The organism is Hongsoonwoonella zoysiae (genome assembly GCF_013266695.1).
In the GTDB taxonomy this organism is placed as follows: Bacteria; Pseudomonadota; Alphaproteobacteria; order Rhizobiales; family Stappiaceae; genus Hongsoonwoonella; species Hongsoonwoonella zoysiae.
The window spans coordinates 356,331-380,575 of record NZ_JABRXF010000001.1 but is presented as its reverse complement, the minus strand read 5'-3'; the positions used below and the strand labels follow the sequence as shown (position 1 = coordinate 380,575).

Below are 24,245 nucleotides of genomic sequence, written 5' to 3'. Positions count from 1 at the left end.
GGAGAACACCAATGATACGCCTGCTGGCTGCTGTCATCGCCTCCGTGTGGATGACAATCTCATTTCAAGCGGCCGCCCAGACGCCGCCCAATGTTCTGGTCGTCGGCCAGATCGCGGAACCGAAGTCGCTCGACCCGCATGCCGTGACCGCCGTCAACGATTTCCGCATTCTCGTGAACATCTATGACGGGCTGGTGCGGTACAAGGACGGCACGCTGGAGGTGGAGCCATCCCTTGCCGAAAGCTGGGATATCTCCGAAGACGGCAAGACCTACACCTTCAAGTTGCGCGCCGGCGTGACCTTCCATGACGGGACGCCCTTCAACGCCGAGGCGGTCAAGTTCAATTTCGACCGTATGCTGGACGAAAGCCACCCCTTCCATGACACGGGGCCGTTCCCGCTTTCGTTCTTCTTCTCCGCTGTCGACGAGGTGACGGCGGTTGACGAAAGCACCGTCGAGTTCAAGCTGTCGGAACCCTACGCTCCCTTCCTGTCGAACCTGGCCTACCCCACGGGCCTCATCGTCTCGCCCGAGGCGGTCAAGCAGCATGGCAAGGATTTCGGCCGCAATCCGGTCGGCACCGGCGCCTACAAGTTCGAGGGGTGGGATCCGAACGCCAAGGTCGTGGTATCCCGCAATGAAGCCTATTGGGATGATGCCGCTCCGCTTGAGGCGGTGATCTTCCGTCCGATAACGGATGCGAACACGCGTATCGCCGAAATGCTCTCCGGCGGCCTCGACATCATGGTGGAAGTACCGCCCGACAGCCTGCAGCAGTTTCGCGGCGACGATCAGTTCACCGTGCACGAGCAGGCCGGCCCGCACGTCTGGTTCCTGATCCTGAACACGAAGGAAGGCCCATTCGCCAACAAGGCCGTACGCCAGGCCGCCAACTATGCGATCAACAAGACCGCGCTCGTCGAAAACATCCTGCAGGGTACGGCGGAAGTCGCCTCCAGCCCGACGCCGCCCGCATTCGCCTGGGCCTACAACGAAACGCTGGAGCCCTATCCGTACGATCCGGAAAAGGCGAAGGCTCTGTTGGAGGAAGCTGGCTACAACGGCGAGGAACTGACGTTCTACGTGACTGAAGGCGGTTCGGGCATGCTGGACCCGGTTGCCATGGGCACCGCCATCCAGGCCGATCTTCAGGCCGTCGGCATGAAGGTCAAGATCGAGACCTACGAGTGGAACACCTTCCTCGGAAAGGTCAATCCAGGACTGGAAGGCAAGGCCGATATGGCAGAAATGGCGTGGATGACGAATGATCCGGACACGCTTCCCTTCCTTGCGCTCAGGTCCGAGGCCTTCCCCGACAAGGGCGGCTTCAACTCAGGCTATTACGCCAACGAGAAGGTCGACGAGCTTTTGAACAAGGCCCGTCAGGTGACCGATCAGTCAGAGCGCGCGAAGCTCTACAAACAGATGCAGGAAATCGTCTACGAAGACGCGCCCTGGGTGTTCGTCGCCAACTGGAAGCAGAATGCGGTAACGTCCTCGCGGGTGGAGAATTTCAAGCTTCAGCCGTCGTTCTTCCTGATGCTTCAGGACGTCGCCAAGCCTTGAGGCGGGATCGGTGACTACAAAACGCGCCTCCGGCGGAAACCGTTCCGCCGGAGGCTGACCTCTTTATGACCTTCACGGGAGCCTGAGCCTTGGCGGCCTATATCCTCAAGCGGCTCGTCGCCGCGATCCCCGTGCTTTTCGGGCTGACGATCATCGTCTTCCTCATCATGGCGATGATCCCCGGCGATACGGCAACCGCCATTCTCGGCTCCTACGCGACGCCTGAAAACGTCGAAAAGCTCAACCGGGACCTTGGCCTCGACAAGAGCCTGCCGCAGCAATATCTCATCTGGCTCGGCAATCTCCTGCAGGGCGATCTGGGCCGTTCCTATTCGCTCAACCGCCCGGTCCTTGACGAGGTGGTGGAGCGCTTTTCGGCAACCATGATCCTCGCCGGAACGTCGCTCGTGCTCTGCTCGATCTTCGGTCTGCTTGCCGGCGTGATGTCCGCCGTTCGCCAGTTCGGCTGGACGGACAAGATCGTCACCTTCTTCGTCCTCATTGGCATATCAACGCCGTCCTTCTGGCTCGGGCTTCTTCTCATTCTGGCCTTCGCCGTGAAACTCCGGCTTTTCCCCGCAAGCGGCATGTTCGCGATCTACGGCGGCGGCGACCTGCCGGACCTGATCCATCATCTGGTGTTGCCCGCGTTGACGCTTTCCGTGGTTGCAACGGGCGTGATCGCGCGCCTCACGCGCACCTCCATGCTGGAGGTGCTCCGGCAGGATTATATAAGGACCGCCCGTGCCAAGGGGCTTGCCGAGCGCAAGGTGATCGCAAAACACGCCTTCAAGGCCGCACTTGTCAGCGTCATTCCGGTAATCGGGATTCAGGCAGGCTTCGTCATGGGGGGCGCGGTTTATATCGAGACCGTCTTCCAGTGGCCGGGCATCGGGTCGATGCTCGTGACGGCCATTTCCACGCGCGACCTGCTACTGGTTCAAGGTGGCGTTCTCTTCGTGGCAGCGGCCTATGTGCTGTTCAACCTCGCGGCCGATATCGTCCAGACCATGCTTGATCCGAGGCTACGCTGATGACTGAGGCCGCCGTTTCCCCCGCGCCGAAGGCGCGCGCGACAGCCCGCCGCCCGGACAGCATCCGGCTTCTGCTCAACAACTCGCTGGCGACGGGCGGTTTCTTCATTCTCGTGACGATGGCGCTGGTCGCTTTGGCAGCGCCCTTCCTGCCGCTTGCAGATCCGGATGTGACGGCGCCCGCAAACCGCCTGATGCCGCCGTTCTCACCCGATCATTTCCTCGGTACGGATGCGCTTGGCCGCGATATTCTCTCGCGCATCGTCTGGGGCACGCGGGTCAGCCTCGCCGTCGGCTTGTCGGCAACCGTGATTGCCGCTTTCTTCGGCTCGCTTATCGGCCTTGTCGCCGGGTATGCCGCAGGCCGCGTCGACAGCGTGCTGATGCGCGGCATCGACATGATCATGGCCTTTCCCTACATCCTGCTTGCGCTTGCCATCGTCGCCGTGCTGGGTCCGGGACTTCTCAACGCGCTCTACGCGATCGCTGTCGTCAATATCCCCTTCTTCGCCCGCAGCATTCGCGGCATCACGCTTGGCCTTTCCCGGCGCGAGTTCGTCGATGCCGCGCGGTTGTCGGGCAAATCGAACGCGCAGATCCTCTTTATCGAGGTTCTGCCGAACGTCCTTCCCGTCATCATCATCACCATGTCGACGACCATCGGCTGGATGATCCTCGAAACGGCGGGCCTTTCCTTCCTTGGCCTCGGCGCGCAGCCGCCGCAGGCCGATCTCGGCTCCATGCTGGGCGAGGGGCGCAAGATCCTCTTCACCGCGCCGCATGTCTCCGTCGTTCCGGGCCTGATGATCCTGGTGCTCGTCATGAGCATCAATCTCTTCGGCGACGGCGTACGCGATGTGCTGGACCCACGCTTGAAGTCCGGCGTGCTGACGCGGCCCGTGGCGCGCACGACGGTAGACCGCAAGGATGCATCATCGGGCTTGAAACCTCGCGCGGATGCCATCCTCGATGTTCAGGACCTGCGTACGGAATTTCACCTCGGCGGCACGGTTTATAAGGCGGCCGGCGGGGTCGACCTTCATCTGGCGCAAGGGGAATGCCTTGGCGTGGTGGGGGAATCCGGGTCCGGCAAGTCGGTTTCCGCCATGTCGATCATGGGGCTCGTGCCTTCCCCACCGGGGCGCATCGTCGGCGGTGCTGCGTTCCTGGGCAATGAGGATCTCTTCTCCGCAAGCGACGAGCGCATCCGCCAGCTTCGCGGGGCCGATGTCTCCCACGTTTTTCAGGATCCGCTTTCCACTCTGCATCCGCTCTTCACGATCGGCGACCAGCTGACGGAGGCGATCCTCGCCCACCGGCAGGTCTCTGGGTCGGAGGCGATGAAGATTGCCGAGGATCTCCTCAACCTCGTGCGCATTCCCAATCCGTCGGAACGTCTCAAGGTCTATCCGCATGAGCTTTCGGGCGGCATGCGCCAGCGCATCTGTATCGCCATGGCACTTGCCAATGATGCCAGGGTGATGATCGCCGATGAACCGACGACTGCGCTCGATGTCACCGTTCAGGCGCAGATCCTGTCGCTGATGAACACGTTGAGGCACGAGCGCGATGCCGCCATCCTTTTCATCACGCATGACTTTGGCGTGGTGTCCGCCATCTGCGACAGGGTGGCGGTCATGTATGCCGGCAAGGTCGTGGAAACGGGCGCGACGCAGGAAATCCTGAACAGCCCCGCACATCCCTACACCGCCAAGCTGATCGATTGCGTGCCCGTGTTGGGCGAGCCTGAGCGCCGGCTCGACGCGATCGAGGGGCGCCCTCCCATGGTCAACAACCTTCCGCAAGGCTGCGCCTTCGCCGACCGCTGCCCGAAAGCGCAGGCCGATTGCCGGGCGGCTCCGATCCCGGTGACGGAGTTCGCGGAGGGGCGCTCCGTGCGTTGCCTACATCCGGTGAAGGAGGGCGAACATGTCTGAGCCCGCGCTTTTGACCATCGATCGTGCCGAGCGCGTCTTCGGCGGAGGGCGCACGATATTCGGCATGCCGAAGCCTGCCGTTCATGCTGTGCAGGATGTTTCCCTGGAGGTTCGAAAGGGCGAAACGCTCGGCGTCGTCGGCGAATCCGGCTGCGGCAAGTCAACGCTCGCCCGTCTCATCGTCGGCCTCGACCGCCCGACGGGCGGTTCGATCACGCTTGACGGGCGCGACATCGTCCAAGATGCGGATAAAAATCCGCGAAAGCTGGCCAGGAAGGTGCAATACGTCTTTCAGGATCCGGTTTCCTCGCTCAATCCGCGCAAGACGGTCCGCACCATCCTCACCGCGCCGCTCATCCATCTGATAGGGCTAAACAGGCAGGGCCAGGAAAGGCGGCTTGAGGAACTGATGGAAGCGGTCAATCTCACGCCGGAATTCCTCGACCGCTATCCGCATGAAATATCGGGCGGTCAGGCACAACGCATCGGCATCGCCCGCGCACTTGCCGCCGATCCGGAGGTGATCGTGCTGGACGAGCCGGTGTCCGCGCTGGACGTTTCCGTTCAGGCGCAGGTGCTCAATATTCTCGATGACCTGAAAACCCGCTTCGGCCTCACTTACGTTTTCATCAGCCATGACCTGTCCGTGGTCGAAAGCGTGAGTGACCGTGTGGCGGTCATGTATTTCGGGCGGATTGCCGAGATCGGACCCGCGCGGGAGGTTTTCAGGAATCCCAACCATCCCTATACGCATCTCCTGCTACAGTCCGCGCCGGCTCCTGGCCGCAGGTCCCTGGTGCCGGAGGATGCGAATACGGAACTGCCGGATCCCTATAATCCGCCGCCGGGTTGCGCCTTTTTCGCGCGTTGCCCGAATGCGACCGGAAGATGCGGGGAAAGCCGTCCCGCCCTGGAAGCGAAATCCGGGGAAGCCACGCATCTTGCGGCTTGCTATCATCCCCATGGCGGGAAGGAAGAATGACGGATCAAAACGAACCGGAGGGCGGCGATACGCTGCCGCCGCTTTCCGGCAGGCGGCGTAAGCGCCCGGATATAATCGCCGACCGGATTCGCGAACTTGTCGTGGAGCGTGGCCTCATGCCCGGCGAGCGCCTGCCGCAGGAATGGCTGTCGCCGGAGACGATGAAGGCTTCGCGCGGAACCTTGCGCGAGGCGATGAAAATCCTCGAGATCCAGGGGCTCGTCACCAGCAAGACCGGGCCGGGCGGCGGTATCTTCATTTCCTCTTTGACGTCGGCAGAAGCCATCCAGCTTCTCGACAATCTCTTCTTGTTCAAGCAGCCCTCGATCGCCAACATCTACCAGCTTCGCAAGCTTCTTGAGCCGGAGCTGGCTGCCAGCGCCGCCGGAAAACTCACCGACGAGGGGTTCGCGGCGCTTCAGGCCACGATCCGCCTTTACGAGGACGAACCGCAGACTGCGGAAGAAGAATACGAGCAGCGTCTGGCGGAGCTTGATTTTCACGCCGAGCTTGCGCGACGCTCCGGCAACGAGCTTCTGGGCTTTGTCTGCATCTTCCTCCTGAGCCTCTTGCGCGACATGACCGAGTGCCGGGAAATTTATCGCAAGCCGAACCCGTCCTTGCGCGAGACGGGCTTGAACTATCAAGTCAGGCTCATGCGCGCCTTGAAGGCCGGCGACGGCGCACGGGCGCGCAAGATCATGCATGACCACATGGCGGAAGCCGAGAAATACATGCTGGAAATGGCGGCCATGCGGGTGCGTGGCAAGGCAAGGGCTGGATAGGGCTGAGGGCGAAATGGGAAAACATCGGCTGGCGCATACGATCCATCGCCACGACCATCACTGCGGCTGGGACAATTCCATTGCGCCGACAGCCCATGCGAAGCCGGGCGAAACGCTTCTGTTCGAATGTCTGGACGCCGCAGGCGGTCACTTTACCGGTGAAAGCACGGCCGACGACATCGCCCGAATGGATCCGGACAAGGTCAATCCGGTCACCGGGCCCGTTTTCGTGGACGGGGCGGAGCCGGGCGATGCGCTCAAGGTTACCATTCACGAGTTTCAGCCTTCCGGCTTTGGATGGACGGCGATTATTCCTGGCTTCGGCTTGCTCGCCGATCAATTCACGCAGGCGAAGCTGAACCTGTGGACGTATGACAGGACAACGGCTTCTCCCGCCCTTTTCGGAGAGTATGCGCGGGTGCCGCTGAAGCCCTTCGCGGGTACTGCCGGCGTTGCGCTGGCGGAGTCCGGCCGGCACTCGGTTATCCCGCCGCGCCGTGTGGGCGGCAACATGGATATCCGCGATATCGCCGCAGGGGCCGAGCTTTATCTTCCTGTCGAGATTGAAGGCGCTCTGTTTTCCATTGGCGACACGCATGCCGCTCAAGGAGACGGCGAGGTTTGCGGCACGGCCATCGAAAGCGCGATGAACGTCGTGCTCACCGTGGATGTCGTCAAGGGGGCGGCTTCCCGCTTCCCGCGCTTCTCGACGCCCGGGCCCGTGACGCGGCATCTCGATGCGAAGGGTTACGAGGTGACGACCGGGATAGGCCCGGATCTGATGGCGGCGTCGCGCGATGCGGTCAGCGGAATGATCGACCTGCTCTGCGCTCAACACCGTCTCGCGCCGGAGGAAGCCTATATGCTTTGTTCAGTTTGCGGGGATTTGCGCATAAGCGAGGTTGTCGATGCACCGAACTGGGTCGTTGCCTTCTATTTTCCCCGCGTAGTATTCGAGTAAAGGTTGTCGCCAAGTAAAATTCGCCTCCCGGCTCTAAACATCTGATGAGGGTTTCATTTTTACTTTTCCTGCAAGTCAAGAGGTGAATTTACGTTCAAATTTAGTGAAAAACGGTAGATTGAACACATTCTCGCCATCGGATCGATGTAAGCGTGCCACAGTCAAATAAAAACAAAAAAGTACGGGTTGATTAACGCGGTCGGCAGCGGTTTCAGGCGCGGCCGCATTCCGACGGGAGGTGTTTCCATGCGTGTTCAAAAGGGCAAACAGTCCTCCGCGGCTGTGCCGTTCGAGTTTCCGATGTCTTCCGGCGCCGCCGAGAAGCTGGCGGAGAGCGGCCGCGCTTACTTCAATGCCTGCCTGGAATGGCAAAAGGAGCTCGCAGACTTCACCAACGAGCGGCTGCACAAGGACCTCGATCTGCAGCGTTCGGCCGCGCAGTGCAAGAGCGCGGGCGAACTGGCCAAGCTTCACCAGGAATGGGTCGAAACCACGCTCAAGGACTACGTTCGGGAATCGGAAAAGCTCTCGACGCTCTTTCGGGAGGCTGCTTTCAACGGGGCGAAGTCCGTGGAGGCGGTCACTGAGGCCGCGCAGCCGGACGTGATTTCCAAATAATCCGAATTGCCGTGCCGTGCCCCTTTCTTTTGGGCTGCGCGGAGATGAAATGTTGGCTTAAGCCGTCTTGGGTTGTTGCTTTTCAACTTCGTGGGGGCATGGAGAAGGCCATGCACGAGATCGATATGGCGATGTCATCGGATGTGTTGATATTGGGTGCGCCGCGCGCCGTGATCGAGCGGTACGGAGGGCGCATGCATCGCTTTTCCGGTGAATTCCGCGAGGCAGTGCGCTTCGCTGTCGCCGAGCTTCCGCATGAACTAGCCGATTACACGGTTATTCACGCCGCCGACGGGCATTGGTTGAATGCGCGGGAGATCAAGGAACAATACCGCCATCTCGCCCGGCATTAGGCGATTGAACGTTGAACAATGTCTAAATTTCATGACATCCGGATGCGCACAGGCGCTGGCAAATGGTTTCGGCGCGCATTCGGGTGTTTCGTTGACGTTTCTTTAATGACTTAGCTTTTGGGCCTGATTTCTTAACAAGACCATCTCTCCCGATATTTGCTAGGTTATTGCAATTCAAGTTTTATCATAAAAATCCGCATGCATGGAATCGCTTTGTTGGCGAACTTGTTTTCACCAATTTCCGACTGGTTTCGTGGTACGCCAAGTTCCTCGCGATTGATCCATGTTGAGGAAAATATTTATCGAAATTGACCGGAATTAGAAAACTTCCCACTATCATTACGTGGGGAAATCGTATCCCGGTGTTTGAGTAAGCGTCTCCGCGGATATACCCCTGAAAAAGCTCGGGAACGAAATGAAATCGACCAGAGTATCGGTCGGTTATATTTTCGAATGTCTTGAGGACTACAGCGATTAAGTAATATGGCACGGATGAGTACTTTCGTGCCGAGGTTATCGCTTGTGGTTATGCCAGGGGCGGCGCAGCCGTACTTGGTCAATAAGGGAGGTGTCAAATCCGGTCGTGCGTATTGAACCTCAACCCGATCGGGGGGCTGACCGTTGCAACGGCTCACGCCGTCTTCGGTAAACAAGACATCCCGATTTCCAACTGAAAACTTGCACCTGGGTCTAACGCTAGTTCCGCTACGCAGAAGATAGGCGGTATGGCGACGGGCAGGGTGCGTCCTTTTGTATGTGGAGTACCCGTAATGGCTGACGATCGTAACAACAATATCGCCAATGCCGATATCGAGGATTCCATCGTCATGGTAGCCGGCGACGGCGGGGACGGTGGTGATGGTGCCCGTGGCGGTGACGTAAACGGCAACAACAAGGCCGAAGTCGATGATGTTCAGGCCGCACTCCTTGCCGAAGCCGAAGTCGAGGATCAGGAAGCTGAGTCCGAAGGCGGCGATGGTGGCGACGGCGGCGATGGCGGCGACGGCGGCGACGTAGAGTTCAGGGACAATGACATCGGTGGCGTCGTCCTTGAAGACGGCGCGGTTGAAGCCGAAGCCGACTTCGAAAATGCGAAGATCGGCAATATCAAGGACAACAACCTCGACAATTCCAACGATGTGAACATCGTCTTCCCCGAAGAACTCGGTGGGGATGTCGTCGATATGGAAGATGCCGAGATCGAAGCCGAGATCGAGGACGAGGTCAACGAGTCCGTTGCCCAGGCGATGAACGTCACGCAGGGCCTGGAAGGTAACGGCAACAACATCAACATCAACCAGGTCAACAACTACGTCGGCGACAACGACTTCGACGGCGACGAGGCTTTCCAGGATATTCAAAACGATTGGGAAATCGACGTCGATCCGTTCAGTGACAACGACGGCGGCGACGGTGGCGATGCCGATACCGAAGGCGGCGACGGCGGCGAAGGCGAGGGCGAGATCAAGATCGAGGACATCGAAGCCGATGCCGAAGGCGGTGACGGCGAAGTCGATGACATCGAAACCGAACTCGAAGCCGAAGCGGAAACCGGTGGCGCATTCGCGCTCGGTCTGGGCGGAAACCTCGCCGAAACCGAATCCGGCGAAGCCGAGGTCGAGGATATCGACGTCGATCAGGACGCCGATTCCGACGGTGGCGATGCCGACATCGAAGATGTCGAAGCCGAGGTGGAAGACGTTGACCTTGACGGCGGCAACGCCGACGTGACCGACGTTGCGCAGAGGCTGGATTCGCAGGCCGACAGCGGCGATGCCGATTCGGATGCCGATTCCGACGCGGATTCCGATGCCGACAACGAAAGCGAGATCGAAGAGATCGATGTCGAAGGCGGTGAAGGCGAAGTCGAGCGTCAGGTGGCCCGTTCCGACATCGATTCCGACGGCGGCGACGCCGACGTCGACGATCCTACAGCTCTCAATGTCGGGGTTGGTCTCGGCCTTCTCGGCATCGGCGTGAACGACGATAACGAGTTCGACGTGGATGCCGACGGCGGCGATGGCGGTGCGGTCGACAACACCTCGCTCGATCAGGATGCCGATGCAACCGGCGGTCCTGCCCGGATCGGCGAAATCGACAATGACGGCGACGCCGATGCGGATGCTGATGCAGATGCGGATGCCGATGCCGACACGGGCGATGCTCTGGCTGGCATTCAGTTCGCCGAGCTCGACAACGATGCCGACGGCGGTAACGCCGATTCCGACATCGATGCCGATGCGGATGCTGATGCGGACGGCGGCAATGCCAACACCGGCGATCTGGACTCCAGGGTCGATGCGTCTGCCGACAGCGGCGACGCCACCACGGATCAGGTCACACGTCTCGACACCGCCGCCACGTCTGGCGACTCGATGGTGGGCGATTCCCAGATCGGCGATATCGCCGCGACGGCAAGCGGTGCAGCCGGCACGGTTGGCGACATGTCGTTCGACGGTCTGGCCGCTGAAGGTTACGGCGGCGGCGGCGGCGGCGGCGGAACGGCCACTGGCGGAGCCGGCGGTAACGTCGACCAGGATTGGACCGGCGATTCCCGCATCGATGTCGACTCGTCGATCAACTTCGACATCGTGGTCGGTGCGCAACTTCAGTACAACAGCGTCAACATGAACATCGCCGGCGGCGATGGCGCTGGCGACATGCTGAGCGACGACAGCTGATCCTAAATTTTGCAAAAGCGTTCCGCGCGGGTTTCTTCCCGCGCGGAATCGTCTCTGAAATTGCCTGGCTTCACCGGAATTGCAGGCAAGTCGTAATGAGATCCGGCCTCGTTAAATGAAGAATTCAGGAGGCTGTCATGTATCAACCCGGCGTTACGGAAGCCATTTGGCACTTCGCGGGTTACCTGCATCTCGCAGACGAACTGGCGCGCGCAAGGATTGCCTATGAGGACTTCCTCCGGGAGCAGAACATTACAGCGGAGAAATTCGGTGTAGATCCGGAACTCACCAGCATCGAGCCGATCACATTCGAAGGCATGGGCGCCAATGCGCCTCATGACGACCTGCCTTACAAGCCCGACGCTTCATACGATGTAAAGATCAAGATCAAGCACGATGCGGATGTGCCGGCTGCGGATATCCCTCAACCGGCACAAGTCGATCAGGTGCAGGAATTTCTGGCGAGCCTGAACTTCGGCCCCGGCATGGTCGAGCCGGATTATTATCTTATCCGTTTCGAAGGCGGCGATCAGAAGTGGATCGAGATCCACCAGTCAAACCACTTGTTTTCCAGCAATTACGTGAACGTGGTCTGGGAGAGCGGGATCGCCGACCTGCATGCCATCGATGTCGAGGCAAGCCTTGCCTCCATGATGCGGCAGGCGGAAGAAGCCTTCCCCGAAAGTTATCAGCCGGAGGGGCAAACCGGCTCCGAAATCCTGGATTTCTTCATTGGCCATCAGGAAGAGATCGCAGCCTCCGGTGAAGCGCCTGCGCAAGTCGTGCAGGGTGTTTATGTCGACGGCGTGCTTCAGGAGGAAGGCGTAGAGGTCAAACTCGACCTTTTCGACGAGGACGGCCATCGCGAAGGCGCACCTCCCGCCATGCCGCGGCCGCTCGCGGATGAGGAGGAGGAAGACGGCGAAGACGCATCCCTGACGAATGCGGACGCCGGCGCGCTCGAACCGGTGGAGATGGAATACGAAGGTCCCTATCAGGCGGCGGCGGTGGGCGGCAAGATCGCCGAGAACTCGGCTGTCATCGTCGATGCGAATGAAGCCTGCGGCGCCATGGTCGTCATGGGCGACTGGCACGTCACGAACGCGATCTTCCAGTTCAACATCTACATGGACAATGACCATGTATCCGTGGCCGGTGCCGGCAACGGGATCGGCCAGCTGGTGAAAACCGGCGGCAACGTCGCCATGAACCGCGCGGAACTTGCCGACCGGGCTCTCTTCGACGACGAAATCAATAATCGCGGCATGACCGGATTTAACTGGGAGATCGAAACGGTCCACGGCGATTTCTACGATGTGAAGACGCTCTTTCAGGAAAACCACGTTTCCTCGACGGACATAACAGTCCAGTCCATGAGCACGGCCAACTACAGCCTGATGGTGGACCACACGGGGCAGTACAACCTGATTTCGCTGAGCGATCTCGGGTCGAGTTACGATCTCATCGTCGTTATGGGCGACTATCACAGCGCCAATTACATCAAGCAAATAAATATCGTTGAGGATTCCGACTACGTAATGTCGGCTTCCATGGCGGCGGACGGCGGCGGGCAGTCGGTTTATACGGGGCAGAACTACCTGCTCAACACGGCCAGTATCCATTCCTACCGGAATGGCGAATACCAGGACGTTACGGACGAACTGGAAAACTTTCTCGATGAAGTCGAGAACGCGAATTACATCCAGCCTGAAACCTGGTGGGAGATTTCCGGCGCCGGGTCGACCACGATGAACGTCCTTTACGTTACCGGCGACTATTACGACATCAACTACATCTGCCAGAAGAACGTCATCGCCGACGTCGATACCGCGTTGCAGATCTTCTCGCCTGACGGGGAAGGCGGCGGGCAGTATCTGTCCACGGGTGCGAATACGGCCGTGAACTACGCGTCGATCTACGATTTCGGCTCCTACAGCGATCAGTTCCTGGGCGGAGAGATGTACGAGGAGTCCATGCTCGTACAGACCAGCATTGTCGCCGGCGACGATGACGAAATCCAATATGGCGATGCCGACGAACTGGCGAGCGAGCTTGTCGCCTTCGTCGATACGTCCGGCGGCGTATCCCATGACGACGATGGCGGCGGCTTCGTGAGCGGCGCGGACATCGCAAGCGGAGGGGATGTGCTTGGAGGTGTCATGACCTGACCGTCGCGATGGCTGCGATCCGGCTGTGCGCGGATCGTCGATGGAATCCGGTGAATGCGCCGCCCGGACTTGAAGCAAGCAGGTGGACTTGCGAAGGCGGCGGAATACAGGGGAACAACGGTGGAGCTCAGCAACAAGAAGGGGCATGAAGACGGTCTTGGCCGGGGCGGGTTCAGGCAGGGATCCGGCGGAAAGACCGAAGCGTTTCCTTCGGAAGGGCACGCCATGGTCTATACCCTGGCAAAACGGCTTCGCGAAAGGCGGAGGACGGGGCTTTCCGCCCGCGTGGCGTTGGCCGATCGCGCATCCGCGGTCGGGACCCCGGCGGAAGTTTATCCGTTGCGCCGCGCGCCCGCTGCCCAAGCGTCATCTGCACCTTCCAGGGTCGAAGCCGGGAAAGGATGCCAGGCAGGGCCGCCGAGGGAGCCGACGGCCGGGACTTCGCCGCGTCCGTCTCCGCCGCAAGCGCCGGACCCTGCCGAGAGTGCACGGAAGAAGGCCGGGCTGGCGGGCCAGGCAGGCGCTCTCGCAAACGGGGATAAGGGCGGCGCCGCCACAAAGCCGGATTTGAAAACCGATAGGCCAGCCGCCGCGAAGGCGCGCGCCGACGCGGCGACACGGACGCCGGAATTGGCCAAGGGCGCCACGGCCAGGGTGGAGATGCGCAACCCGGCGCCGGCCAAAACCACCGGCGGCGGGGGCGACGGCGGTTCTGGCGGTTCTGGCGGTGGCGGGCAGGGCGGCGGTCGCGCGCCCAAGATGCAGAAGCGTTTTTATGACGACAATTTCCGCAACGTCCTGACGGACGGTTTGGCGAATGTCCGCAAGAACCTCGTCACGATCGGCATATTCTCCTTTTTCGTGAACCTTATCGTCCTTTGCGTGCCGATCTATCTGTTTCAGATTTCGGACCGCGTGCTGACGAGTCGCAGCACCGATACGCTGGTCATGCTGACGATCATCGTGGTCGGCGCTCTCATGGTCCATGTTCTGCTCGACATGGTCCGGCGCATGATCCTGATGCGCGTCGCCGTGGACACGGAAACGCGCCTCGGCCCTTCGGTGCTGAGCGCGGCGGCGAAAGCCTCCCAGAACGGCTCGAACCGTGAATACCAGGTGTTGCACGACCTGCAGCAGCTCAGGAACTTCATTACCGGACCGGTGCTTCTCACGTTCTTCGACCTGCCGGTCATGCCGCTTTATCTGCTGGTGGTCTTCCTGATTCACCCCGACCTTGGCTACATCGTGGCCGGTGCCGGGGCAATCCTGATGGTCATCGCGCTCATCAACCAGAAATTCACCGCCGTTCCCTTCGGCCGGGCGAATGCCTATGCGACGCGCGCGAACCTCCAGGCGGATGCCATGTCGCGCAACGCCCAGGTTATCAACGCAATGGGCATGATCCCGGAAGGGGTGCAGCTTTGGGGGCGCGAGACGCTTGAATCGCTCAAGGCTCAGGTCCAGGCGCAGGACTACAACGTCATGCTTGCCGGCATTTCCAAGTTCTCGCGCCTGACCACCCAGATCGCGATCCTCGGTTGGGGGGCCTATCTCGCGCTGCATTCGGAAATTACCGGCGGCATGCTGATCGCGGCCTCGATCATCGGCAGCCGCGCGCTCGCACCGATCGAAGGGGCGATCGAAGGCTGGCGCGGGTTCGTTCAGGCGCGCTCCAGCTACGCCCGCATCCATACGCTTCTCGTCAACTCGCCGCTCAATCTGGAGCGTCTGCGCCTTCCGCGCCCGCGCGGCAAGGTTTCGGTGGAGCGTGTGCTCTACGTTCCGCCGCCCAGCAAGAAGGTGATCCTCAACGGCATTTCCTTCGAGCTTGAGCCTGGAGAATCGATGGCGATCGTCGGCTCGTCCGGGGCGGGGAAATCGACGCTTGCGCGCATGCTGGTCGGTTCCATCGTGCCGACGGCCGGCAACATCCGTCTCGACCACATGGACCTGCGCAATTGGGACCCGCGCCAATTCGGCGAAAGCGTGGGCTATCTGCCGCAGGACGTTCAGCTCTTCCCGGCAACGATCAAGGCCAACATCGCCCGCATGCGTGAGGACGCGAGCGATGACGCGATCTTCGATGCCGCCGAAACCGCGGACGTGCACGAGATGATTTCGCAGTTTTCGGCCGGCTACGAAACCATGATCGGCCTTGACGGCTCGCCTTTGTCTGGCGGCCAGAAGCAGCGCATCGGCCTTGCGCGCGCCTTCTTTGGCGATCCGCGCATGGTGGTGCTCGACGAGCCGAATTCAAACCTCGATTCGCCGGGCGAACTGGCTCTGGCGCGTGCATTGAAGCGGGCGAAGGCCAAGGAGATCACGGTGATCGCGATCACCCAGCGTCCGACGCTTTTGAAGAGCGTCGACAAGATCATGCTCCTGAAGGGCGGCACGGTGCAGGCGTTGGGCAAGCGCAACGACATGCTGGAGCTGCTGCGCAACAACCTGCCGGACGCCAAGGGCAATTCGGCCAAAAGCCTCACTCGCAAATGAGGGCAACTCGATTGGCATGAGGCATGACGAAAAAAGAGAAAGGGAGCGGCGGTAAATGTCTTACCTGGCGATTGACCAGCAATGGGACCGGCAAATCGCCCGTACGGCGCGCAGGGCCACCATCTTCGGATACGGGTTGCTCGTGGTCTGCCTGCTCGGATTCGGCGTTTGGGCCAACGCCGCGCCGATCGCGGCCGCGGTCATCTCCTCCGGCGTTTTCGTCGCGACTGGCGAGAACAAGATCGTTCAGCATCTGGAAGGAGGCGTGATCAGGGACATCCTCGTTCGCGAGGGCGACCACGTGGAAAGGGGCGAGTCGCTGATCGTCCTTGACGATACGACGCCACGTGCCGAACTCAGGCGTCTTGAACTCAAGCTGGCGCGCCTTCAGGCGGTGCAGGCCCGCTTCGAGGCGGAGATGAACTGGGATCCGGAAGTCGACATTCCGTCGCCCCTGCAGGCGCAAGCCGAAAAAGACCCGGATGTCGCCGCCATCATCGACGCGCAGATCCTGACCTTCAAGGCCCGCCGCGACACCCTGGAAAGCGAGATCGCAACGCTGATCGACGGCATCAACGCCCTGGAACAGAGGATATCGGGCAGCAAGGCGGAAATGTCGTCCGTACGCGACCAGCTCACGCTGATCGAAGAGGAACTTGAGGGCAAGACCGGGCTGTTGAAGAGCGGGCTGATCCGCAAGCCGGAGATCCTGGCGCTGCAACGCGCGCGCGCCAACCTTCAGGGCAATATCGGCCGGCTGACCGGCGAAATCGGCGATTCGCGGGAGCGTATCGCGCGGATAACGGAGCAGGTGCAGGTCGCGCGCAACACCGCCATCAAGAACGTGGTGGAGCAATTGCATGAGGTGAATGCGGAAATCGACGACGTGCGCGAGCGCATCAGATCGGCACGTTCCGTGCTCGGCCGCATAAATATCACCGCCCCGGACGAGGGCATCGTCGTCAAGATGCGCTATCACACGTCGGGAGGCGTTATCGAACCTGGAAAATCCATTCTCGAGATCGTGCCGGTTCAGGAGGAGCTCATCATCGAGGCGCCTGTGCGTCCTCAAGACATCGACAACGTGCGCGAGGGCCAGACGGCGACGATACGCCTGACGGCGCTGAGCCAGCGCGTGACGCCGATGATAGAGGGCAAGGTGATCTACGTTTCGGCGGATGCCCTGCCGAGCGACGAGAGCACCTATCAGAACATGGGCTCCGCGGATGCCTATGTCGTGCGCATCAGTCTGGACAAGGACTCCGCGGCAAAGGTGGAGAATTTCCGTCCCACGCCCGGCATGCCGGCGGAAGTTTACATCAAGACGCATGAACGCACGTTCTTCAACTATCTGATCAGACCACTGAAGGACTCCATGAACCGGGCGTTCCGGGAGTCCTGACACGTGGGCGCGGGCTGGGCGTCTTCCTGCTCAACGCCCGGGCCCGCCGCATCGGCGGCGGGCCTGCCCGCGTCATCGGCCGGCGGCGGTAAACCCTCAGAAGTCGACCGCGTTCTCATCGCGCGCCATCACCTTCCCGGTGTGCTGAGGTTGCCTCCCAGGCCTTCCGGCCTCCTCGTCTTTGCGCTGGGGGCGGGCTCCAGCTGCCGGAGCCCGCGCAATATCCGGCTGGCCGAAGATTTCTGCTCGAGCAATTTCGCCACTCTTCTTTTCGACCTGCTCGACGACGAGGAGGCGCTTGAGCGCGGCAATGTCTTCGATATCGCGAAACTGAGCTCGCGCCTGGTCGAGGCGGTGCGCTGGGCCGAAGGCGATGCGCGGGTGTCGCATCTTCCGCTCGCACTGCTTTCGGCAAGGACGGGCGCGGCCGCGGCCCTTCGCGCGTCGGTGTCTCTCGCCGGGCGGGTCAAAGCCGTAGTCGCCCGCCGCGGGCGTCCTGATCTGGTTGAGGATGTTCTGGCGCAAGTGCGCACGCCTACGTTGTTTGTTGTTGGAGGTAAAGACATCCGATCTCTTCAGATCAGCCGAAGGGCATGCGAGCAAATGCGTTGCAAAGTCGATTTACAGATCGTGGAAGGCGCGGCTTCGTTATTTGAGAGTGCGGAAATTTATCGAACAACTTTTGATATGATGGCATTGTGGTTGCATCGGGAACTGGATTAAAGGCGTTACGTTGCCCGTTCTTTACTGTAAGGTGTGAACTTCGTATAATTTTCCTGTAAAAATGCGGAATAAAAATAAGCATTTCGTGGAAATGGGGCTGGCGTCGAGTACGGAGTATGCTGGGGAGTCGCGAATGTCACTCTTGTCGCATGCGTTTTTTCGTAATGAAGAAGCCGCTTATGAATTTGTGGAATCTAGGGTTTGGCCGCGCGGGCCGGTTTGTCCGCATTGCCGGGAACACCGCAACATCAGGAAACTGAACGGAGCGAGTACCCGCATCGGCACTTACAAGTGCTATGCCTGCCTGAAGCCCTTCACGGTCAAGATCGGCACCGTTTTCGAAGCAAGCCGCCTGCCGCTGCATGTATGGCTCCAGTCGATTTATCTGATCGCCCAGGCGGATCATGTCGTGCCTGCGCGTGAGCTGGAGCGTGCGCTCGGCGTTTCGCCGAAGACCGCCAAGGTCCTGACCTATCGGTTGCATAAGGCAATCTATTCGCCAGTCGCGCGGGTTCGTCCTTCCGTTCGGTCCGGCTCCGGCCTGGCGCTGCGGCCGGGCATGACGCCGCGGACCGAGCCTCGCAGCGAAGCGCTGGAACGGCGCCGCGCAACCGCTCTTGAGGATATTTTCTCCGCCTTTCATCCCGTCTGACGCCGGAGGTTTTCATGTCTGGGAAAGCGGAAGGACCAGCTTCTGGCGCGCTGGGCAATTCAAGGCGCGGGCGCGCGAAACGGGCGGAGCCATCGCCGGACAATCCGGCGCAATTCAAAGCTTTCATCGATACCGTACGGCGGCTGGAGCTTGGCGGGCCCGACAATGACCGCGCCTTCCTCGATGCGGTGAAGCAGGTGCTTCCGCCGCGTCTCGCACGACGGCGCGGCCGCCATGGCTCGCGCACGTGAAAAGCGCCGGTCAGCCGCGATCGGCCGGGTCGACCTGTGCTTCCTGGAACGGCTCCAGTGTCATCGGCTGCTCGAAGAATTCATGCCACAGGTCCAGGAGTTGGCGGTCCCGTTCGCTGGCGTATCCGCCAGGCGCGCCGCCGGCACCCGGAATGCCCGGCAAACGCGGATCGTGGTCCAACCCGTCGCCGCCTGCCGTCATCGCGTCCATGAAGGCGATCGCGTTCAGGCATCCGCGCTGAAAGTCGCGGTGCCCGTTGACGCTGAGCAAGCAGGCTTCCTCACCGCCGATGTTGCCCGGCAGTCCGGTGATTTCCTCCCACGCCTCGGCCTGGACGATGCCCAGCGTGTCGTCGTCGATCGAGTGGACGCGCCGCCTCGCGACAAGGCTGATAAGCATCATGACGAAACCGATCATATAGGCGTCGAGCCAGTGGCGCTCGGTGATGCGGCTGCCCTGGAACTTTGACCTGCGAACCATCGGCGCAATGGTTGCTACCGCCGCCTTCCGTGCTTTTCGTGCCTTCCAAAGTTCCAGCATCGCAGTACTCCGGCCGTTTCGGCCCGAAAAACAAGGTATAAGCTTGGCATAAATCCTTATGTTAAACCGGCGAATTACATTTTAATTCATGAATTTACAAGCCAGGAATAACTTCTGAAATCTCGATAATCATTGTACTATAATTTGATCTACCGTGACGAGACCGCATATCCGGATGTAAATACCGGAATGTGCGACCGAGGGTGAAATGGCTCAACTGCCGCCAAGTCCCGATTTCGAGACCATGGAAGCGAACGCGCCCCGGACGGCGGAGCAAAGGACGGCGATCCTTTCGCTCATCGGCAGTCTCGTGTTCAGCTGGTCCAACAACGAAAGCCTGTTCATCTATGTCCTGAACATTCTGCTCGACAGCGACGAGATTTCGGCGGCGATCGTTTTCACCACCTTGAACACCACACGCGCGCGGCTTGACCTGATAGACAGGCTGGCCAAGGTCAAGATCCATGACGAGGAGGTGGCGGCGGAGCTTCAGAAGCTGGTCAAGCGCTTCAACAAGGCCAGCCGCATGCGCAATGAGTTCAATCATTGCCTTTACATGCTCGGGCCCGAGGGTGACATCACCCACACGCAGACCCTCAAGCTGATGGAGGTCCGCGGCCAGCTCAAATGGGGCGATATCAAGCCGGTCGACGAACATCGTTTGAGGCAGATGAAGAAGTCGATCGAGGATCTGCGCGCCCTCAACCGGGATATATGGGCTTTCCTGCCCCGGCTTCACAAGGCATGCCATTCGCGGCTGCAGCCGGTTCCCTCAGCGCCGCAAAATTCCCCGTCGGGCGAAAGTCGGTGAGGCCAGCCCGGCCTCCGGCGGTGCTCTTCTCGCGTGGCCCTTTGGCATGCACCATTTTAGCGGGCCAGTTTCGTTCGTTTGCGTCTGTCGGTCGCGACGTGGTCGAGGTAGGCGGGATTGTACTGGGCGACCTCGACCGCCTTGTCGAAATCGAGGAATTCCACGTAGCCGTCCTTCAGGTTGACGACGCCTTCCTGGCGCAGTTCCCGCATGATGCGGTTCAGATGCACCGAAGTCAGACCGAGCGCATCGGCAATCTGTCCCTGATTGAGCGGGCAGGAAAAACTTTCGCCGTTGCATTTGCCGACCAGCGCGAGGCGGTCCTGAAGCTCCAGGAAGAAATGGACGACCCGCTGCAGCGCCGTTTTCCTGCCCACGCCGACGAGGCGCTCAACAAGCAGGGCTTCCTCGCGTGATGAAGACCATAGAAGGCCCGCGGCAAGCCGCGGGGCGGGATCGAGAAGTTCGAGTATCGTCCGCGATGAAATCTCGTAGACGACCGAGGTCGTGATCATGGCCGCGGCGAAATCGAGATTGCGCAGCATCAGCGAGCGCATCCCCAGAATGTCGCCGGGAATGGCCAAATCCACGATCTGGCGCGCCCCGCTCGGCAGTTGCTTGTATGTGCAGGCCCAGCCGTCGTTTATGAGAAAGGCCTTGTGCGGCCAGGATTGGTCGAGGTTCAATTCCTCCCGGGCTTCCACAACCCGCGGTTTGCCGATTCTTTCGGCAAGAACGTCGAATTCGCGATCAGGAATCGTTGAGAAGGCGCAAAGCTTACGTCTCAGGGTGACAAATGTGTGCATGTTGAGCCTTCGCACAAGCCGTTTGGTGCCAAATCTAGCTGCGTAAATGCGTTCAGCCATGACTTGGCTCAAACGCTTTCGCCCGTGCCTCAACCCAATTCGTTAAACGTACAGACTATTGTCGGAAACAACAATCAGGAATATCTCAGCGTCATGCGGAGCATGCAGCTAGGTTAATCAGGTAATTCTCGCGCAATTTCTCTTGCGCATGATTTCAGGAGGTTGACGGTATCTTCACGCTTGCGTGAGGTAAAGCGGCCAGCCAGTCCCGATACCGTCAGCGCGGCCACCAGGCGGTCCAAGCGATCGAAAACCGGTGCCGAAACGGAAGCCACATCCGGATCGCGGGCGCCGACCGATGTGGCGAAACCGTCTGTCACGGTGCTGTCGCCGGGCGCTTGAGAGGCGCCGGCAAAGCTTCTCAGCACTTTTGAGGTCGCGCTTTCGTCAAGGGGAAAGCGGGCCCCTTCATCCAGGTGGTGGCGGATGGCCCGGGGGGAGTTGCGGCGGTAGAGGCACACGCGGAAATTGTCTTCGCGAATGTAGAAGGAAGCGGATTCGCCCGTCGCCTCCACCAGCCGGTCCAGTTTCGGCCGCACCACCTCTTCCATGTCGAACTGGCTTCGGTAAAGCGCGCCGAGCCTCCACAGCGCCGGGCCGAGGCGGAAGTGGCCCGTTCGCTCGCGGCGAAGATAGCCGAAACGCGAAAGGGATGTGGCCAGCCGCAGGATGGTGCTTTTGTAAAGGCCGGAACGCCGTGAAAGCTCGGCGAGAGAGAGGCTTTTGTCAGCCCCGTCGAAGCAGTCGAGAATCCTGAGCGCTCGCTCCACGGCCTCCACTCCGCGTTCCCCTGTTCCATCATCTTTCGGGTTTGCCGATGTCATTTCGCCTGCCGCTTTCAATTCGGAGTTCGTTCTGTTATATTGAATATCGTTCTGTAGAATAGAACAAAGAGTTTCAAACGGCAAGCGACGGCTCGCAGGTGCGCGTACCGCCGTCCGCGCTCATTCATGCCGCCGGGAGACTTCAGTTGAGCAAACCTCTTGCGGGAATTCGCGTTCTCGATCTGACGAACGTGCTTGCCGGCCCCTTTTGCTGCCACCAGCTCGCTCATTTCGGGGCCGAAGTCATCAAGGTCGAAGCGGCCGGGCGGGGCGATCTTGCGCGTCAGCTCGGCGCGGATGCGGGCCTGAACGAAAAGCTCATGGGCGTCTCGTTTCTTGCCCAGAACGCCGGCAAGAAGTCCGTGACCGTCAATCTCAAGCACGAGGACGGCAAGGCTCTTCTGAAGAAGCTGGTCGCCACGGCCGACGTGCTGGTGGAAAATTTCCGCCCCGGCGTCATGGACCGGCTCGGCGTCGGCTACAAGGTGCTGAAAGAGATCAATCCGAAGCTCGTTTATTGCGCCATTTCCGGTTTCGGGCAGGACGGGCCGTGGGCGCATCGGCCGGCCTATGACCAGATCATCCAGGGTGCGGCCGGTGTCATGTCGATCACGGGCGAGGAGGCTTCGTCGCCGTTGCGCGTCGGTTATCCGATCGCCGATACCATCGGCGGCATGACGGCAGCTTTTGCGGTTTCCGCTGCCCTCAATGACCGGGAGAAAGGCGCCTTCATCGATGTTTCCATGCTGGAATCCGTTGTCGCGACCATGGGCTGGGTGGTTTCCAACTGGCTGATCGCCGGTGTCATGCCCGCCGCTCATGGCAATGAGAACATGACCTCGGCGCCCTCCGGCGCGTTTCAGGCCGCGGACGGCCTTTTGAACATTGCCGCCAACAAGGACGAGCAGTGGCGGATACTTGCCCGGCACATCGGGCGGGAGGACCTTTTATCCCATCCTGATTACGCTACGCGCGAAAAGCGTAAGGAAAATCGCTTCGCGCTGAAGGCGGAGATCGAGGAGGCGCTTCAGTCGAAACCGGCGCGCGAATGGGCGCGTGAATTGAACGCGAAGGGCGTGCCTTCCGGCGCTGTCTTCGACGTGCCGGAGATTCTCGCGCATGAGGTCGTCGCTTCACGCGGGATGCTGGCGGATTTCGCCGATGTTCCCGGTGTCGGGCGTGATATCACCGTCGTGCGCACGGGCGTCAAGCTTGATGGCGAGGCGCCGTCGGTCGAAAGTCCGCCGCCCGTTCTCGGGCAGCACAATGATGAGATTTACACCGCGCTCGGTCTTTCGGGCGAAGAGGTCGGCCGCCTGAAATCCGAGGGTGCGATATGAGCATTGAGCGCAACGACGTTTCCGACTGGTGGCGCACTGAAATCATCGACATGGCGCCGGGCGTCATCCGCTTTCGCGGGCATCCGATCGAGGATCTGATCGGCAACGTCAGCTTCCCGCAGATGATCTGGCTGATGGTGCGCGGCGCTCTGCCGGGCGCGGAGGAGGCGGCGCTCTTCGAATGCGCGCTGGTCGCCGCCGTCGACCACGGCCCGCAGGCGCCTTCCATCGCGGCGTCCCGCATGGCGGTCACCTGTGGCTTGCCGCTGAACAATGCCATGGCGTCAGCCGTCAACATGCTGGGCGACGTTCACGGCGGGGCGGGCGAGCAGGCGGTGGAGCTTTACCACATGATCGATGAGGTCGGCGGGCCGGCCCGTGCCGGTGAAATGATCGACCGCTGGCAGGCGGAGCGCACGCCTTATGTGCCCGGTTTCGGTCACCGCTTTCATAAACCGGTGGACCCGCGTGCGCCGCGCCTGCTGGCACTTGTTGACGAAGCGCAGGCAAAGGGGGTGGTTTCGGGCCGCTTTGCCGCAATCGGTCGGGCGATCCAGACGGAGCTCGACGCCCGCAAGGGCAAGCCGGTGCCGATGAACATCGACGGCGCAACGGCGGTGATCTACGCCGAGCTTGGCTTCGCGCCACCGCTTGCGCGCGGGCTCTTCTGCCTGTCACGTTCCGTCGGCATTCTTGCCCACGCCTGGGAGCAGATGAACCAGGGCGGGCGCAACAAGGGCCCGACCCCGCCGAAATACCGGTGGACCTACGACGGGCCGGACCCGATAGAGAATTAGTGCGTCAGGATCGAGCGCACGTAGATGGCGACCGCATGGGTGCGGTTCTTGGCGGAAAGCCGCTCGATCGCGAGCGACATATGAGCCTTCACGGTCGCGACGGTGATGCCCAGTTCATGCGCGATCTGCTTGTTCAATAGCCCTTCGGAGGCAAGGCGCACGATCTCGCGCTGGCGGGACGAAAGGGCGTCGAGCGTGGATTTGCGCTCGCGCGCCGCAGGGCGGTAATCGTCCTCGACGTCGTGAGCCGGAATGTCCTTTTCGAAAAACTGAAGCGCGCCAATCCCGTCCATTGCCATGTCCTCCCTCGGTATGCGGCTGGCAATCGTGCTGGCGATTCGCGCCGGATTGCTGCACCGCGATAGGAAGACGGATAAAGTTTGCGCCGCAAAATTGCTAGATGTAAAAGTGGCAGGAGAAATCTTGTAAAAATTTTACAATTTGCAGGACTTAGC

22 protein-coding genes are annotated in these 24,245 nt (G+C 60.7%); 18 read left to right on the top strand and 4 right to left on the bottom strand.

The features are described 5' to 3' along the window. Nucleotides 1-11: 11 nt before the first annotated feature. The 15 genes from HPQ64_RS01720 (at nt 12) to HPQ64_RS01650 (ending at nt 18,611) form a co-directional block, all read left to right on the top strand. Nucleotides 12-1,568, top strand: a complete 1,557-nt coding sequence (locus HPQ64_RS01720) for an ABC transporter substrate-binding protein (protein ID WP_172886671.1) — start codon at nt 12-14, stop codon at nt 1,566-1,568. Between the two features lie 89 nt (nt 1,569-1,657). Further along, on the top strand, nt 1,658-2,602 hold the full coding sequence (locus HPQ64_RS01715) for an ABC transporter permease (protein ID WP_172886670.1): 945 nt from the start codon (nt 1,658-1,660) through the stop codon (nt 2,600-2,602). Further along, nucleotides 2,602-4,539 carry a dipeptide/oligopeptide/nickel ABC transporter permease/ATP-binding protein gene (locus HPQ64_RS01710; RefSeq protein WP_172886669.1) on the top strand — a complete coding sequence of 646 codons (1,938 nt, stop codon included), beginning with the start codon at nt 2,602-2,604 and terminating at the stop codon, nt 4,537-4,539. The genes HPQ64_RS01715 and HPQ64_RS01710 overlap by 1 nt, the downstream gene beginning before the upstream one ends. Beyond that, nucleotides 4,532-5,521: an ABC transporter ATP-binding protein gene (locus HPQ64_RS01705; protein WP_172886668.1), complete on the top strand. Its 990-nt coding sequence runs from the start codon at nt 4,532-4,534 to the stop codon at nt 5,519-5,521. Before HPQ64_RS01710 ends, HPQ64_RS01705 begins: the two co-directional genes overlap by 8 nt. Next, a complete protein-coding gene (locus HPQ64_RS01700; RefSeq protein ID WP_172886667.1) occupies nt 5,518-6,306 on the top strand; it encodes a FadR/GntR family transcriptional regulator in 789 nt (262 codons plus the stop codon). The genes HPQ64_RS01705 and HPQ64_RS01700 overlap by 4 nt, the downstream gene beginning before the upstream one ends. A 13-nt stretch (nt 6,307-6,319) precedes the next feature. Continuing rightward, nucleotides 6,320-7,267 (top strand): acetamidase/formamidase family protein, encoded by a 948-nt coding sequence (locus HPQ64_RS01695; protein ID WP_172886666.1) that lies wholly within the window; start codon nt 6,320-6,322, stop codon nt 7,265-7,267. 246 nt (nt 7,268-7,513) lie between these two features. After that, nucleotides 7,514-7,885: a phasin family protein gene (locus tag HPQ64_RS01690; protein ID WP_172886665.1), complete on the top strand. Its 372-nt coding sequence runs from the start codon at nt 7,514-7,516 to the stop codon at nt 7,883-7,885. Nucleotides 7,886-7,995: 110 nt separating this feature from the next. Next, nucleotides 7,996-8,238 (top strand): hypothetical protein, encoded by a 243-nt coding sequence (locus HPQ64_RS01685; RefSeq protein ID WP_172886664.1) that lies wholly within the window; start codon nt 7,996-7,998, stop codon nt 8,236-8,238. Between the two features lie 770 nt (nt 8,239-9,008). Next, a complete protein-coding gene (locus tag HPQ64_RS01680; protein ID WP_172886663.1) occupies nt 9,009-10,919 on the top strand; it encodes a hypothetical protein in 1,911 nt (636 codons plus the stop codon). A gap of 137 nt (nt 10,920-11,056) precedes the next feature. Continuing rightward, on the top strand, nt 11,057-13,087 hold the full coding sequence (locus HPQ64_RS01675; protein ID WP_172886662.1) for a hypothetical protein: 2,031 nt from the start codon (nt 11,057-11,059) through the stop codon (nt 13,085-13,087). Nucleotides 13,088-13,747: 660 nt separating this feature from the next. Further along, complete coding sequence (locus HPQ64_RS01670; RefSeq protein ID WP_425483804.1) at nt 13,748-15,583, top strand: type I secretion system permease/ATPase; 1,836 nt, start codon at nt 13,748-13,750, stop codon at nt 15,581-15,583. 55 nt (nt 15,584-15,638) lie between these two features. Further along, entirely contained in the window at nt 15,639-16,985 is a 1,347-nt protein-coding gene (locus HPQ64_RS01665) for an HlyD family type I secretion periplasmic adaptor subunit (RefSeq protein ID WP_172886661.1), read from the top strand. Nucleotides 16,986-16,988: 3 nt separating this feature from the next. After that, nucleotides 16,989-17,708: a dienelactone hydrolase family protein gene (locus HPQ64_RS01660; protein WP_172886660.1), complete on the top strand. Its 720-nt coding sequence runs from the start codon at nt 16,989-16,991 to the stop codon at nt 17,706-17,708. Nucleotides 17,709-17,841: 133 nt separating this feature from the next. Continuing rightward, entirely contained in the window at nt 17,842-18,360 is a 519-nt protein-coding gene (locus tag HPQ64_RS01655) for a transposase (protein ID WP_172886659.1), read from the top strand. A 14-nt stretch (nt 18,361-18,374) separates the two neighbouring features. Further along, nucleotides 18,375-18,611, top strand: a complete 237-nt coding sequence (locus HPQ64_RS01650) for a hypothetical protein (RefSeq protein ID WP_172886658.1) — start codon at nt 18,375-18,377, stop codon at nt 18,609-18,611. Between the two features lie 10 nt (nt 18,612-18,621). On the opposite strand, the gene HPQ64_RS01645 is transcribed toward HPQ64_RS01650, so the two are convergent. Continuing rightward, complete coding sequence (locus HPQ64_RS01645) at nt 18,622-19,152, bottom strand: hypothetical protein (protein ID WP_172886657.1); 531 nt, start codon at nt 19,150-19,152, stop codon at nt 18,622-18,624. A gap of 208 nt (nt 19,153-19,360) precedes the next feature. Here HPQ64_RS01645 and HPQ64_RS01640 point away from each other — a divergent pair, with 208 nt between their 5' ends. Beyond that, nucleotides 19,361-19,963: a hypothetical protein gene (locus tag HPQ64_RS01640; RefSeq protein ID WP_246270243.1), complete on the top strand. Its 603-nt coding sequence runs from the start codon at nt 19,361-19,363 to the stop codon at nt 19,961-19,963. 56 nt (nt 19,964-20,019) lie between these two features. Here the strand turns inward: HPQ64_RS01640 and HPQ64_RS01635 are convergent, their stop codons facing one another. Next, nucleotides 20,020-20,769 (bottom strand): Crp/Fnr family transcriptional regulator, encoded by a 750-nt coding sequence (locus HPQ64_RS01635; RefSeq protein ID WP_172886656.1) that lies wholly within the window; start codon nt 20,767-20,769, stop codon nt 20,020-20,022. 173 nt (nt 20,770-20,942) lie between these two features. After that, entirely contained in the window at nt 20,943-21,653 is a 711-nt protein-coding gene (locus HPQ64_RS01630; protein ID WP_172886655.1) for an IclR family transcriptional regulator, read from the bottom strand. Nucleotides 21,654-21,799: 146 nt separating this feature from the next. On the opposite strand from HPQ64_RS01630, the gene HPQ64_RS01625 reads away from it, so the two are divergent. Further along, nucleotides 21,800-22,993, top strand: coding sequence for a CaiB/BaiF CoA transferase family protein (locus HPQ64_RS01625; protein WP_172886654.1), 1,194 nt, complete (start codon nt 21,800-21,802; stop codon nt 22,991-22,993). Next, on the top strand, nt 22,990-23,790 hold the full coding sequence (locus HPQ64_RS01620; RefSeq protein ID WP_172886653.1) for a citryl-CoA lyase: 801 nt from the start codon (nt 22,990-22,992) through the stop codon (nt 23,788-23,790). The genes HPQ64_RS01625 and HPQ64_RS01620 overlap by 4 nt, the downstream gene beginning before the upstream one ends. On the opposite strand, the gene HPQ64_RS01615 is transcribed toward HPQ64_RS01620, so the two are convergent. Then, nucleotides 23,787-24,083: a helix-turn-helix domain-containing protein gene (locus HPQ64_RS01615; protein ID WP_172886652.1), complete on the bottom strand. Its 297-nt coding sequence runs from the start codon at nt 24,081-24,083 to the stop codon at nt 23,787-23,789. The two genes, HPQ64_RS01620 and HPQ64_RS01615, sit on opposite strands and share 4 nt — an antisense overlap. Between the last annotated feature and the right edge of the window lie 162 nt (nt 24,084-24,245).

Bases quoted from the DNA above. Each gene is read 5' to 3' on its own strand.
- HPQ64_RS01720 (WP_172886671.1), top strand. From the start codon at position 12: ATGATACGCCTGCTGGCTGCTGTCATCGCCTCCGTGTGGATGACAATC.
- HPQ64_RS01710 (WP_172886669.1), top strand. From the start codon at position 2,602: ATGACTGAGGCCGCCGTTTCCCCCGCGCCGAAGGCGCGCGCGACAGCC.
- HPQ64_RS01705 (WP_172886668.1), top strand. From the start codon at position 4,532: ATGTCTGAGCCCGCGCTTTTGACCATCGATCGTGCCGAGCGCGTCTTC.
- HPQ64_RS01700 (WP_172886667.1), top strand. From the start codon at position 5,518: ATGACGGATCAAAACGAACCGGAGGGCGGCGATACGCTGCCGCCGCTT.
- HPQ64_RS01695 (WP_172886666.1), top strand. From the start codon at position 6,320: ATGGGAAAACATCGGCTGGCGCATACGATCCATCGCCACGACCATCAC.
- HPQ64_RS01690 (WP_172886665.1), top strand. From the start codon at position 7,514: ATGCGTGTTCAAAAGGGCAAACAGTCCTCCGCGGCTGTGCCGTTCGAG.
- HPQ64_RS01685 (WP_172886664.1), top strand. From the start codon at position 7,996: ATGCACGAGATCGATATGGCGATGTCATCGGATGTGTTGATATTGGGT.
- HPQ64_RS01680 (WP_172886663.1), top strand. From the start codon at position 9,009: ATGGCTGACGATCGTAACAACAATATCGCCAATGCCGATATCGAGGAT.
- HPQ64_RS01675 (WP_172886662.1), top strand. From the start codon at position 11,057: ATGTATCAACCCGGCGTTACGGAAGCCATTTGGCACTTCGCGGGTTAC.
- HPQ64_RS01670 (WP_425483804.1), top strand. From the start codon at position 13,748: ATGCGCAACCCGGCGCCGGCCAAAACCACCGGCGGCGGGGGCGACGGC.
- HPQ64_RS01665 (WP_172886661.1), top strand. From the start codon at position 15,639: ATGTCTTACCTGGCGATTGACCAGCAATGGGACCGGCAAATCGCCCGT.
- HPQ64_RS01655 (WP_172886659.1), top strand. From the start codon at position 17,842: ATGTCACTCTTGTCGCATGCGTTTTTTCGTAATGAAGAAGCCGCTTAT.
- HPQ64_RS01650 (WP_172886658.1), top strand. From the start codon at position 18,375: ATGTCTGGGAAAGCGGAAGGACCAGCTTCTGGCGCGCTGGGCAATTCA.
- HPQ64_RS01645 (WP_172886657.1), bottom strand. From the start codon at position 19,152: ATGCTGGAACTTTGGAAGGCACGAAAAGCACGGAAGGCGGCGGTAGCA.
- HPQ64_RS01640 (WP_246270243.1), top strand. From the start codon at position 19,361: ATGGCTCAACTGCCGCCAAGTCCCGATTTCGAGACCATGGAAGCGAAC.
- HPQ64_RS01635 (WP_172886656.1), bottom strand. From the start codon at position 20,769: ATGCACACATTTGTCACCCTGAGACGTAAGCTTTGCGCCTTCTCAACG.
- HPQ64_RS01630 (WP_172886655.1), bottom strand. From the start codon at position 21,653: ATGACATCGGCAAACCCGAAAGATGATGGAACAGGGGAACGCGGAGTG.
- HPQ64_RS01620 (WP_172886653.1), top strand. From the start codon at position 22,990: ATGAGCATTGAGCGCAACGACGTTTCCGACTGGTGGCGCACTGAAATC.
- HPQ64_RS01615 (WP_172886652.1), bottom strand. From the start codon at position 24,083: ATGGACGGGATTGGCGCGCTTCAGTTTTTCGAAAAGGACATTCCGGCT.